Source organism: Marivirga sp. (genome assembly GCF_024636815.1).
Classification (GTDB): domain Bacteria; phylum Bacteroidota; class Bacteroidia; order Cytophagales; family Cyclobacteriaceae; genus Marivirga.
Genome location: NZ_JAGXGF010000177.1, coordinates 1 through 13522 on the forward strand (window position 1 = coordinate 1; position 13522 = coordinate 13522).

The 13522-nt window shown below is 33.7% G+C and carries 11 protein-coding genes; 9 read left to right on the top strand and 2 right to left on the bottom strand.

All coding sequences use genetic code 11. The features are described from left to right. Nucleotides 1–48 precede the first annotated feature (48 nt). On the top strand, nucleotides 49–1125 hold the full coding sequence (locus Q0L29_RS12965; RefSeq protein WP_296622304.1) for a fasciclin domain-containing protein: 1077 nt from the start codon (nucleotides 49–51) through the stop codon (nucleotides 1123–1125). A 603-nt stretch (nucleotides 1126–1728) separates the two neighbouring features. Here the strand turns inward: Q0L29_RS12965 and Q0L29_RS12970 are convergent. Then, nucleotides 1729–4689 (bottom strand): TonB-dependent receptor, encoded by a 2961-nt coding sequence (locus Q0L29_RS12970; protein ID WP_296622306.1) that lies wholly within the window; start codon nucleotides 4687–4689, stop codon nucleotides 1729–1731. Nucleotides 4690–4901: 212 nt separating this feature from the next. On the opposite strand from Q0L29_RS12970, the gene Q0L29_RS12975 reads away from it, so the two are divergent. Genes Q0L29_RS12975 through Q0L29_RS13005 form a run of 7 tightly spaced genes read left to right on the top strand, consistent with a single transcriptional unit; the run spans nucleotide 4902 to nucleotide 11349 of the window. Then, nucleotides 4902–6857, top strand: a complete 1956-nt coding sequence (locus tag Q0L29_RS12975; protein WP_296622309.1) for a BatA domain-containing protein — start codon at nucleotides 4902–4904, stop codon at nucleotides 6855–6857. Between the two features lie 2 nt (nucleotides 6858–6859). Next, nucleotides 6860–8143, top strand: a complete 1284-nt coding sequence (locus Q0L29_RS12980; protein WP_296622311.1) for a dihydroorotase family protein — start codon at nucleotides 6860–6862, stop codon at nucleotides 8141–8143. A 2-nt stretch (nucleotides 8144–8145) separates the two neighbouring features. Then, nucleotides 8146–8670 (top strand): DUF4199 domain-containing protein, encoded by a 525-nt coding sequence (locus Q0L29_RS12985; protein WP_296622312.1) that lies wholly within the window; start codon nucleotides 8146–8148, stop codon nucleotides 8668–8670. Further along, nucleotides 8667–9632, top strand: a complete 966-nt coding sequence (locus Q0L29_RS12990) for a glycosyltransferase family 2 protein (RefSeq protein ID WP_296622314.1) — start codon at nucleotides 8667–8669, stop codon at nucleotides 9630–9632. The genes Q0L29_RS12985 and Q0L29_RS12990 overlap by 4 nt, the downstream gene beginning before the upstream one ends. Further along, nucleotides 9629–10612 carry a glycosyltransferase gene (locus Q0L29_RS12995; RefSeq protein ID WP_296622315.1) on the top strand — a complete coding sequence of 328 codons (984 nt, stop codon included), beginning with the start codon at nucleotides 9629–9631 and terminating at the stop codon, nucleotides 10610–10612. Before Q0L29_RS12990 ends, Q0L29_RS12995 begins: the two co-directional genes overlap by 4 nt. 54 nt (nucleotides 10613–10666) lie before the next feature. After that, on the top strand, nucleotides 10667–11065 hold the full coding sequence (locus Q0L29_RS13000) for a HEPN domain-containing protein (protein WP_296622317.1): 399 nt from the start codon (nucleotides 10667–10669) through the stop codon (nucleotides 11063–11065). Next, nucleotides 11014–11349: a nucleotidyltransferase domain-containing protein gene (locus tag Q0L29_RS13005; RefSeq protein ID WP_296622319.1), complete on the top strand. Its 336-nt coding sequence runs from the start codon at nucleotides 11014–11016 to the stop codon at nucleotides 11347–11349. Before Q0L29_RS13000 ends, Q0L29_RS13005 begins: the two co-directional genes overlap by 52 nt. A gap of 6 nt (nucleotides 11350–11355) precedes the next feature. Here the strand turns inward: Q0L29_RS13005 and Q0L29_RS13010 are convergent, their stop codons facing one another. Further along, nucleotides 11356–12123 (bottom strand): class I SAM-dependent methyltransferase, encoded by a 768-nt coding sequence (locus tag Q0L29_RS13010; RefSeq protein ID WP_296622321.1) that lies wholly within the window; start codon nucleotides 12121–12123, stop codon nucleotides 11356–11358. A 319-nt stretch (nucleotides 12124–12442) separates the two neighbouring features. Between Q0L29_RS13010 and Q0L29_RS13015 the strand changes: the two genes are divergently transcribed. Then, nucleotides 12443–13522: efflux RND transporter periplasmic adaptor subunit (locus tag Q0L29_RS13015; protein ID WP_296622322.1), on the top strand; the 1080-nt coding region annotated here is incomplete at its 3' end.

Consider the following 13522-nt stretch of genomic DNA (forward strand, 5'->3'; position numbering starts at 1 on the left):
GTGGTTTAATTACCTACTTTCACAACTATTAAACAAATTAAAACTATTATGAAGAAGAAAAATTTATTTTTGAAATCAACTAGCAGCTTATTAGCTATGCTTTTTGTAGTAATGTCGGCTTTTATGTTCACAGCATGTGATGGAGATGATCCAGAGCCAGAGCCAGAGCCAGAACCGGAAAATTCAATATTAGAAATTGTAGCAGCAAGCGATACTCATACTCAATTAGCACAGTTTGTAGAAGCTGATGCGGAATTAGCTGCAGCTTTAAGTGCAGATAATTTAACTTTATTTGCCCCAAATGATGCAGCTTTTGATAAATTGAAAACTGCATTAGGAGTAGAAAGTCTTACTCAAGTTAGATCTGATGTTATTGCTGCTGTGTTACGTTTTCATGGAGTTGCTTCAGTTGAATTAAGAGAGTCTTTTAATGAAAATACTGATTTAACTACATTACAAAGTGAGAATATATCTTTCAATGCTGAAGGTAATATTTTTACTGGATGTTCTGATAGAGATGTAGAATTTGTAGGAGATGAAGTTTTAGCTACAAATGGCGTAGTTCATGTGGTGGAAACTATTTTAATTCCACCTTCAATATGTGAAACTATAGGTGTAAACTTAGGCAAAGTATCTCAAACTATTTTATTAAGTGCTAGTTTTTCTACTTTAGCTGACGCAATAAAGAAAGCTGATGAAGGTTATGCTGCTACAACTGATGGAGTAACTCCTTTATCTGTAATTTTAGCTGGTGGTAATGCTAATTTACCTCAAATCACTGTTTTTGCTCCAGTTAATGAGGTTTTTGCAGCTGCTCAAATCACATTGGATTCATATACTGCTCAACAGTGGTACGGAATTATAGCTAATCACATTTTAGGATCTAGAAAATTAAGAGGAGATTTAGTAGAAGCAGAAGGTAATGTAACCTTGGCTGGAGGAGCAATTACATTATTGCCTTCAGGTGGTTTAGATTCAAATGGTGTTGCGGGAGCAGAAGCTACATTTATTGATGGTGCTGTTGATATTCAATCAGAAAATGGTGTTGTACACGCTATAGCTGGTGTGTTAGTACCTGCTTCATCAGGAAGATATGCAATAGATGCAAAATATAACGTGAAGTAATTAATAATTTAATCATATTAAAAAGGCCATCCTAGGATGGCCTTTTTTTTGCTCTAATTTTCTTGAGAGTATTTTTGATATACGTTAACCATCACTCGCCTTTTCAATGAAAAGTATATGGTTGACCCACTGAAAGAGTTTTCATTTCAGCCGAAACCATTTGTTTTTTCTTGTATCTTTCTCAATTTGTTTGGACAAGATTGTGAAAAGAAAGACAGGTTTGGGCGGTAGATAAAACACCCGAAAGCAATATTAAAATAGAAGCTCAGGAAAAGGAGACCGTTGTAAAATTGAATTACTAAATGCACCGCATTCTATCAGCAAAAAAACAAACCGGTTTTAGACTTAATTCTATTTTATTCTGATCAAAAATGTAGGTTCAATGCCCAGGTAATTTGAATAATTCTCACTGAATTTCCACCTACCAAAATTTGTGAATGATAAGTACACTTACTCTTTTACTTAATGATATGAGTCTTCTTCATTCCAATATTTCATTCATAAATATTAAAGGAATTATTGGTGATTATCAGATCACTCACAAAAAAAGGTGACCAATTTCTTGATCACCTTTTATAGTAGCTTGTAGCTTGATTTAGATTCTTAATTCATCAACTGATCGAAAGTAATGGATACATAATAAATTCCTCCAATTCTTGGAGCACCAAAACTTTGAATATAGTAATTGTTTAATAAATTAGATCCACCCACTTTTAGCATCATTTTAGAAGGTAGTTTATAAGAAACCTGAGCATCGGCAGTTCCAAATGCAGGAATTATACCATCGCCAAAAGAAGATTCCCAGAAGAACTCTGATTGCCATCTATACACAATATTAAAACCAAGATTGTCAGTTAGTTTTCTGTTTCCAAATTTTAAATTGAATTTGTGTTCTGGAGTATTAAATCCAAAAACAAAATCATCACTTGCATTTTGAGTGTTTATCTGGTTGTAATTGTAATTAACGCCAACAGTGTATTTCTTAGGTAAGCTATAATTCAATTCACCTGCAAAACCAAATGCACTAATTTGCTCATCTGCGTTGGTATAAACTTGGAATGTGTTATCAGCAGTTCCGTTTAGTAAAGTTAAGGGGTTAGGAGTGCCATCAGGATTTAAGGCTGCCCTTCTCATTCTTTGCTGCACGATGAAATTATTGTAATTATTAAAATAACCCACAAAATCAAACATTAACTTATTATCAATAACAGCTTTATATCCTAATTCAAAAGACTGCACTTGTTCAGGTGAAACAGGTTTAAAATCTTCCACTGCCACTAATTGCTGCGCAGCTGTAGGAATGAAATTAGGATCAGCTCTTTCCTGTGGAGTAGCAGCAAATACGTCTGCTGCAAATCCATTTACCGATTCTATGGTATAAATATTTGGGTTTGTTCCAATTTCATATTGTTCTATGTTTGCTGGTAACCCTCCTAATAATCTACTTGAAATAATATTTAAGTTTATGTATTGTCCTTGAGTCGTTGGGTTTCTAAATCCGGTTTGAAAAGAACCTCTAATATTATGGGTTTTCTTAAAAGTATAAACACCTGATAATCGAGGACTAAAAACAGCATCGAAGTTTTCGTTTTTATCACCTCTGATGGAACCGATCAATTTTAATTTCTCATCTAAAACTCTTTTTGAAGCTTGAGCAAAACCACCAAATTCATTTATTGTAATTGGATTTTCAGGGCTGTCGGGGAAAATTGTTCCGTTCGATCTTAAATCATATTGACGGAAACTACCCCCAACTAATATATCAACAAACTCTATTTTATCGCTAAAATCATATTGTCCTTCAGCATGATACATTCTAGTTTGATCGTTAAACTTAGGTCCTGTTGGTACTGTACCTTCAGATGCTTCTTGCAAAATTCGCTGACCATCTTCTGATTCAAAATCTACATCAAAAAATGCCTCTGTCGTTGTTCTAGCATAATTGTAAGCATTTCTTTGTATTGCTGGTGTCACATCTGCTACTGAATTGTTTTCAGGGTCTATTCCTTGATCATAAAGAGAAGCTAAATAATTATAAGCATAAGTTCCTAACCAACCCGAAACATCTTGAGTAAATACTCCGACAGGACTATTTGCTACACTTAAATCCAAAACTCTTTTTGCATAGAACTCTGTTATATAAGAATCACCTGAGTTTTCTATGGTTGCATAACTTCTCAAAAACCAGTTAGTGCCTTCAAATTGCAACCTGTGTTGCTGAATCCCGAAATTTTTCAAACTGTAACGTTGAGCTCCTGTATAAATACTGGTCCCATAACCTGCATTCCACAAATAACTCATTTCTATATCATCAGTAATTCTGTAATAAAGACCAACATTAGCTTTGTAGTTTTCTGCACCATAATCGATAAGTTGATGTTCCTCAAAAGGAGATGCTGAAACTAACTGATTTGGTAAAAATCCATTCTGAACAAAATTATTTGCAGGAACACCTTTCATGATTAGGTTGTCTCTTTGTATTTGCGAGTTATTGCTTAACTGACCTGCAAGAGTTCCCCAAGCATCAGATAGCGATAAAATAGCTAAGTTAACTGCAGCCTCATCTCCCATTAGGTTAGGAGCATCTTTTCCGGGATTAAAATCAAGGAAATCTGGTTGTAAAGCTGCATTTCTATCAGAACTATAATCCGTTGCGTACCAATCTTCTGCACGCATGTAACTGGCGTTTACTTTAAAAGCAAAACGATCATTAAACAAAGATTTTGCATAACGTACTGAAGCTTCGTACATTGGTTGAGGAGAGCCTGGAGCACCTGCTTCGGTATCAGCCCCTACATGATTTACTCCTGATTTAGCAAAAAAACTAAATCCTTGATATTCAAAAGCAGATTTACTGGTTACTCGCATGATTCCATTAAAGGCGTTTGGTCCGTAAAGTGCAGATTGAGCACCAGGTATAAATTCGACACTTTCCACATCCAGCTCAGAAGGTCCGTTTAAGTTCCCTATGGGGAAGTTTAGCGCAGGTGCTTGAGTGTCCATTCCGTCTGTGAGTTGTACAAAACGAGTATTACCTGTAGAGTTAAAACCTCTGGCGTTTACAATCTGAAAGTTAATACTACTCTGGGTAACATCAACACCTTTCAAATAGCCAATAGATTTATAGTAATTATCTGCCGGAGTCTGTTGAATGGAAAGTAAATCCATTTTTTCTATGGAAACGGGTGACTGCAAAATACTTTCTTCTACCCTGGAGGCAGAAACCACCACTTCTTGTCCCATAAGCAGTTCTTCTATCATGACAATTTTAATCCCCGTACCTTTATTATTTTCATCAATGGTATATTCTTGAGTTTTATAACCTACCATACTAAATTGTAAAGTGATAGGAGTAGGGAGATTTACGCTAAAATCAAAGTTTCCATCAAAATCAGTAGTAGTTCCTAATACTTTCCCTTTTACTACTACATTCACCCCAATGAGTGGTATTTTAGTATCGTCATCAAGAACAGTTCCTGAAATTCTCGTGCTTTGTGCATTACTTTGCCATGCTATTCCAAGCATAAGACAAAAGAGTAAGATAGTTTTTTTGAGTAAATTCATTTCCATAGGGTATAGTTTTAAAAATTATGTATCAATTTAATCAAAAATAATAGTTGATTAAGGTGTACAACCGACAATTTTAAATAATTTAATACAATTTATCTTAATAAATTAAAATTATCTTTTGGATTGCACTTATTTATTGATGAATTGGCTAAATATTCCTATAAAGTATTGATTACTTTCATCTATTGAACTAATTTGCCACTTGTATGAATTTTACCAATCCCAATGCTTTCTGGCTTCTATTTCTCATCATAATCCCCATTCTGATACATCTTTTTCAGTTTAGGCGTTATAAAAGTTTGAAATTTAGCAACACCTATTTTTTGAGTGCAGTAAATGAGGAGGAAAAGCGAAGCAGGAAACTTAAACATATTTTAATTTTAATAACGAGGATCTTACTCATCACCTTTTTGGTTTTCAGTATGGCAAAACCTTTCTGGGAAAGTGAGGCAATGCAATCTCAAGTGAATCTGGTAGTACTCGATAAAACGCCATCAAACCTAAACTTTGCAGAAGGAAAATCTAATCCTATTGTGGATGAAAACATGAGTTTCATCAATCAGCTTTTTGAAAAATATCCTCAGGAGTTGAAAGTTGTAGATCAATCTAATCAGGCAGTAGAACCTTATGGGGATCGTAATATACAGGAAAGCAAAAGCATATTTAATTTAGCTAAAATACTAGATGAAAATGTTAAAGGAGAGAAAATTCTACTATTGAGTGATTTTCAAAAGCCTGTGATAGATGATAATTTAGAGATTTTTCAAGATTCTTCTAAAGCTTATGTCTTTATGCCTCCTTATTTGCAGAATCCAAATAACGTAATGTTGGATTCTGTATGGATACAACAGAACAAAAGTGCTGGCGAAAATGCAGATTTAAGAATCCGACTCCATGCAATTGGAAATGTAGAGGAAGTCAATGTTGCTTTAGAAAATAATGGACAGCTAATTGGCACTCAACAATTAGAAATGGATGAAAACGCAACAACAGTTTTAGAATTTCCCATAAAACGTTTTTCAAATACTAACTCCAGAACCTTCCAAATAACCTTAGAAGGCGATCAACTAGATTTTGATAATGATTTTTATTTTTCTGTTTTGAATCAGGATAGATTAAAGGTGTTGTCATTGTCAGTTGGTAAGAAAAATGAATTAATCAATACCGTTTTTGAAAATGAAGATTTATTTGAGTTTCAATCTGAATCATTGAATAATTTTTCTTTCCAGGATTTAGATGAATTTGATTTGGTATTGCTTCATCTTGGAGATGAGTTGAATAATTTTGCATCCTCCGCTTTGAAAACTTTTGCGGCTGGAGGAAATAATTTGGTTATAATTCCAGAAAATAATTTTGATCAATTTTCTTTTCTGGAAGATGTTGGGTTTTCTAATGTCAGTTCAATTAACCCAACTGACCAAAATGCGGTGAGATTAGAAATACCAGATCTACAAAATCCATTTTTTAATAATATTTTTAGCTCTATAGACGGCAAATTAAGTATGCCTGAATCCAAATTATTTATGAGGTGGACTAGTGGACAAAATCTACTTTCTTTTGCCAACTCATATCCTTTTTTGACTTTGAGTGGTAGAGAGGAGAACATTTTTGCATTTTCAGTTCCATTGAATGAGGACTATACCAATTTCACTCGACATGGAATATTTCTTCCAATGTTATATAAAATTGCATTTTCCGGTAAAAAAGAAAATCAAGTGCAGTATTCATATTTAGATGAAGAAATTATAAATATTGCCATTTCTGATTTATCATCAGGAGACATATTTAAATTAAGGCAAGCAGAACAAGAATTAGTCCCTGATCAACGAATAAGTGGAAATCAATTAAGAATAATTTTACCTCAGGAAGACATCAAAAGTGGTTTTTATGATGTAATTAATTCAAAAACTGAAGCTGAAGTAGCTAAGTTGGCCTTAAATTTCCCTAAATCAGAAAGTGAAAATAGCTATTATACTCGCTCAGAATTGCAGGATTTATTTCAAAATCGAAATAATATAGCAATATTAGATGGATATGACTTTTCATCCATAGATGACTATATAGCTGAAACCAAGAGAGGTTTTCCTTTGTGGAAATATTTCTTAGTATTAGCTTTGCTGAGTTTATTAACTGAAGTTTTAATTATCCGCTTTTTAAAATAGATATGCGTACTTATATAAAAGCTGTCAAAATCATCAATCCTGCTTCTGATTGGCATAATCAGTCAATAGATTTGCTAGTGGAGAATGGGGAAATTACAGACATTAATCCCTCAGGAAATGTTCAAGCGGATCATGTTATTGAAGCCAATCAATTATATGCATCCCCATCATGGCTGGATATGCGTGTTTTTTCAGGTGAACCGGGAGAAGAATATCGTGAGGATTTTGAAAGTCTGGCAAGGGTTTTGGAAAGTGGAGGCTTTGGTGCAGCATTATTAATGCCGAATGCAAATCCTACCATTCAAAATAAAGCAGATATCAAAACTGTTTTATCACACAACAAATTTCAAGTAAGCCAAATTTTACCATCAGCAGCTGTGACCATAAATTGTGATGGAGAAAATTTAAATGAGATGCTGGATGTGTATCATGCAGGTGCAAAGGCATTCACTGATGGATCGCAACCACTTTGGAATAGTGATATTTTAGTAAAGTCCTTGCAGTATTTACAGAAGTTTGATGGCTTACTGATCAATTTTCCTCAAGACCATAAGTTAGCTTTATTTGGTCAAATGAACGAAGGGATAATATCCACTGGCTTGGGATTAAAGGGAATCCCACATTTAGCCGAGGAAATTGTGATTCAAAGAGATCTAGAACTCTTGCAATATGCAGGTGGAAAATTACATTTCAGCTGTATCAGTAGTGCTAAAAGTGTACAATTGATAAGAGATGCTAAGACAAAAGGACTGAATGTTACTTGTGATGTTAATATTCATCATTTGATCTTAGATGATGAAAATCTAGAATCATTTGATACCAATTATAAAGTATTACCTCCTTTAAGAACTCAAAATGATATTGAGTCACTTATCAAAGGTGTAAATGATGGTACGATAGATGTGATTGTCTCTGCTCATCAGCCCTATGATCAAGACCATAAAAAAATGGAGTTTGATTTGGCTGAATTTGGGATAATGGGAGCTCAAATTATTTTACCGCTTTATCATAAATTCTTATCTGGTAAGATTGAACTCGACAAATTTATTAATTGTATTGAAAGTAATCCTAAAAAGATTCTACAAATAGAGCAAAGTAAAATTGAGAAGGGGGCTGATGCTGATTTCACCTTATTTTCATTAGATGAAAATTGGAAGTTTGATACTGAAAGTAATCTGTCTAAAAGTGATAATTCTCCTTTTATGAATACTGATTTTTCAGCTAAAGTTTTAGCTGTTTTCAACAACCGTCATCATTATTTAGATTCAAAATTCACCCACTCTTAAATATGAGTTTATTAATTAAAAGTCCTTTACGGTTCAGCTTAATTGCCATATTTTTTGTGGTATTGATGTTTTTTATCCTCATTTTTTTGGATAAAAATCCAGTTATCTATTCCAGTAATATAATTTTTATCGGTCCCTTGTTAAGTATTTTCCTGTTTTTCAGTGTCAAAGTCTTTCGTGATACTAATCCGGAAGGCTTAAGATTTTGGCAGGGGTTTTCTATAGGAATTTTATATACACTTTTCTTTACACTTTTCTATTCAATTGTACTATGGATGGATGGTAGTGTATTTGAAACCTCTCATTTTGACGAATACAGGGAGATGATAGTAGAAAAAATCATCGCAGGTAGAGAAATGCTTATTGATAAAATGGGCGAAGAAGGTTATCAGGATTATTTAAAATCCGGAGAATCATCCAATGCCAGAATTATTGGGAGTTTGGCTTTCAACAATATTCTAATTGGAATTTTAGTAACTCCATTGATTTCTTTATTTATGCGTACTAGTGAACCTAAGCGATTATGAAGTATAATATAAGCATCATAATACCCGTATTTAATGAGGAGGAATCAATTCCTGAACTAATAGCCTGGATTGAAAGGGTAATGACTAATAATCCAATGCTGAGCTATGAGGTTCTTATGATTGACGATGGGAGTTCAGACGAATCCTGGAACATCATCCAGAATTTAGCCAAAAATAAGCATCAAGTTAAAGGCATCAAATTTTCCAGAAACTACGGTAAATCGGCTGCTTTGCATACTGGATTTCACTCTTCCCAAGGAGAGGTTGTGATTACAATGGATGCTGATATGCAGGATAGCCCTGATGAAATTCCAGCTTTATACGATATGGTGGTAAAAGAAGGCTATGACATCGTATCTGGATGGAAGAAGAAAAGGCATGATCCAATTAGTAAGACCATTCCTTCCAAATTTTTCAATTTAGTTACTCGAAGAATTTCAGGAATTAAATTACATGATTTCAATTGTGGATTAAAAGCCTACCGCGATAAAGTAGTCAAGAATATTGATGTTTACGGAGAGATGCATCGCTATATTCCTGTAATAGCCAAATGGAATGGTTTTCGAAAGATAGGGGAGAAGGTAGTAGAGCATCGAGCCAGGAAATATGGTGAAACTAAATATGGCTTGGAGCGATTCCTTTATGGCTTTCTGGATTTACTATCCATCACTTTCGTGTCTAAATTCAAGAAAAGTCCTATGCATTTTTTTGGTGCTATGGGAACACTTTCTTTTATTTTCGGCTTTTTTGTCACCATTTATATTATCGGGAAGAAGTTTTATGAAATCCACTACAGCTTGCCTGTGAGGGAAATCACAGATCAACCGTTATTCTTTTTGGCTTTAGTAGCCTTGATTGTTGGGGTTCAATTATTCTTAGCTGGATTTGTTGGAGAGATGATTACTATGAATTCTCCTAGAAAGGTTGATTATATAATTGACGAAGAAACAGGAATTGGATGAGATTTTATTCAGTTATTATCCCCATTTATAATCGCCCCGATGAGATAAAGGAATTATTGGAGAGCCTTACACATCAATCATTTAAAAAGTTTGAAATAATAATTGTTGAAGATGGTTCTACTTTAAAATGTAAGGACATCTGCGAATCCTTTTTACCTCAATTAGATATTAGATATTTTTATAAGGAAAATTCAGGCCAAGGGTTTAGCCGTAATTTCGGTTTTGAAAAAGCAAAAGGAGATTATTATATCGTTTTTGATTCGGACTGCATCATTCCTACTGATTATTTTGAAATAGTGGACAATTTCTTAAATGAAAATCCCCTAGATGCATTCGGTGGCCCCGATGCTGCTTTGGATAGTTTCACTATGGTGCAAAAAGCCATTAGTTACTCTATGACCTCATTTTTTACCACAGGTGGAATAAGAGGGGGTAAAAAGCAATTAGAAAAATTCCGACCTAGAAGTTTTAATATGGGTATTTCAAAAGAAGTATTTGAAAAAATCGGAGGTTACAATATTACCCGAATGGGAGAAGATATTGAATTTAGCATTAGAATAGAAAAGGCAGGTTTTAAAACCGGTTTAATTCCTGATGCCAAGGTTTTTCACAAAAGAAGAACAAAGCTAGGCCAGTTTTATAAACAACTGTTTTTTTTCGGCAGAGGAAGGATTAATATCTTTAGATTTTATAAAAGTGAACTGAAAGCAGTCCATTTATTGCCACTATTTTTTGTTCTTGCCTTGTTTTTTTGGCTCACGACAGCTTTTTGGAATTGGCAACTTTTCCAATTAGGAGGCGCTTTGCTTGCGCTATATTATATTCTGATTGGAATTGACGCTTTTATCAAAACCAATAACTTTTTTGTGGCTTGTTTAAGTTTGCTTACTTCTTTTATCCAGCTTTTTGCTTACGGCATGGGATTTATCAAGGAGAGTTTTACTTATTTAAAAAAGCCTAAGCCTGTTGGTTTGAAATAAGAAATTTTTCTTAAGTCCCTAATATGAACTATATTAGGTTTTCAATTTGTTTAAATGGGTAGCAATATTAATCTAGAAAAGGTGATAAATCATTGGATAGATACTTCTAATGAGGATTTTGATACTATGATAAAATTGTATGAGTCTAAATCATACCATTGGTCATTATTTCTAGGTCATATTTCTACTGAAAAGTTATTGAAAGCACTTTACGTTAAAAGAAATCAAGAACATGCACCATTCACTCATAATTTATATAGGTTAGCAGAGAAAACTAATCTAGACATGAATCATGAAATAGAAGATTGGCTTGATCAAATAACGGTATTTAACTTGAATGCTCGGTATGATGATTATAAAAGAGAATTTTATAATCTATGTACCGAAAATTACTGTAAAGAATGGATAGGGAAAATAGAAATAATAAGGGAACGGATATTCAAAATGCTTTAAACATTGCGAAAAAATATCGTGATGTAGTTTCTGATTTACCTCACTTTAATGAACTTTGGTTATTTGGTTCTTTTGTTAGAGGTGATTTCCATAAGGACAGTGACTTAGATATTGCGGTAATATTTGACAACTATCAAAGTAAAATGGATATTCAGTTAGAACTTATGAGGCTAAGAAGAAATATTGATAGTAGAATAGAACCTCATCCATTTAGAAAAGTTGAGTTTAATTCTTATAATCCATTGATAGATGAAATAAAAAAATATGGAAAAGTGATTTCCTGAAACTTATTATTTCCCAACCCTATAAATAATTTCCCCTTTAGGTAAAGCATATTTTTCAACTCGGTATTCTGGTAATTCATTAATGTAATTATCTTCAGTCACTTTAAACCCAGCTTTTCTCAATCTATCTGGATAATCTTTGCCATAGAGCCTGACGTGATCATCTTGACCAAATATTTTTTCTCTTTCCTTAGGGTCGGTAATGCTATTATCTTCAAAAGTTTTCTCAGGAACAGGTTCAAAAAATGGAATTTGCAAAATGCCCCAACCTCCCGGTTTCAATACCCGGTGTAGTTCGCTCATGGCTTTGATATCATCTTCTACATGTTCCATTACATGATTACAAAAAACCACATCAAAAGTGTTTGCTGGAAAAGGGATGTCATGAATATCCATTTTCACTTTTGCCAAAGGAGATTCAATATCTGCAGTGATATAATTCTCACCATGTAGCTTTTCGAAATGGTCCATAAAACATTGTTCCGGGGCAACATGCAATACCTTTAGCTTGGCATTGAAGAAATTAGTTTTTTCTTTTAAGTATAGCCATATTAATCGATGTCTTTCCAGTGAAAGTGTGTCAGGACAAAGTGCATTTTCTCTGGGGTTAACTCTTCCGTAGGGTAGAAATTTACTGTAGCCTTTTCCATTAATAGGACAATAAACATTATCTCCTCTATAAAAAAGACCAATGATTTTCAAGCTGATCCCACTTACCCTCTGAATGTATTTTCGAGGCACATTTCTTAATATAAAACTTATAATTTTCTTCATGATCTTATCTTGGATTGCAAAGGTAATAAAATGCTTCAATCTTCTAACTTTCCATGCATTTAAGCCTCCATAAATGCTGATAAACAATTTTCTCTTTTATATAATTTTATATCTATAAACGAGTCTTAAAATAGTTTTATGATAGTTAAAACTATTTTGAAATTTTAACATCTTAAAATTAACTCTTAAATCAAACGTTCATCAAGGAACTATTTATTTAGTAGGCTTTATTAATTGATAGGTGGTTGATAAAATTCTATTTTTTATCAATAATTTTACAATCATAACGTTTTAGGTTTTTCTTTGAATTCTAACCCATATGAATAAAAAATTAATAATAGTATTATCAGCTTTAGTCATTATAGTAATTGCCTTTTTCACCTTTAGGGGAAGCGGTACTACGGATACCATTGAAATTATGACTGAAGCACAGACTGGTGAATTTGTAATAGCCATTACAACTACCGGGGAGCTGGAGGCTAAAAATGCTATAAAAATAACCGGTCCTTCAGGTTTACGAGCAGCGAGATTATGGAATGTAAAGATTGAAAAACTAGTAGATGAAGGAACTGTGGTCAAGAAAGGAGATTTTGTTGCAAGTTTAGATGCTTCAGAACTTTCCGATAGATTGCGTAATGTAGAAAATGAATATCAGCAAAGCCTTTCCCAATATACGCAAACTAAATTAGATACAGCACTTACGCTTAGGCAAGCAAGAGATGAATTAATCAATCTCGAATTTGCTGTGGAGGAAAAGAAATTAGTATTGGAGCAATCTCAATTTGAACCTCCTGCTACCATTAAGCAAGCTGAAATTGATTTAAGCAAAGCGGAAAGAGCATTTAAACAAGCGAAGGAAAATTATTTACTAAGAAAAGATAAAGCTATTGCACAAATGCAAGAAGCAGCAGCTGAACTATCGGAAGATAGAGATGAAAGAGACTTCCTCGTGGAATTGAGAAGTAAATTTAGAATTATGGCACCAGATGACGGCATGGTGATTTACATGAGAGAATACGATGGTTCCAAGAAGTCAGAAGGAGGTTCAATAAATGCCTTTGATCCTACTGTTGCCACACTACCCGATTTGTCAACTATGATATCTACCACTTTTGTGAATGAAGTGGATATACGGAAAGTAGCTAAAGGTCAACATGTGAATATCGGTTTAGATGCCTTTCCAGATAAAAAATTAACTGGAGAAGTAATTTATGTTGCTAATGTTGGAGAACAGCGGCCAAATTCAGATGCTAAAGTCTTTGAAGTGAAAGTTCAAATCAATGAAAGTGATACTACATTAAGGCCAGCTATGAGTACTGCAAATGAGATTATTACTGATGTTGTACCAAATGCAATTTATGTTCCCTTAGAATCAATATTTAATCAGGGGGATTCTATA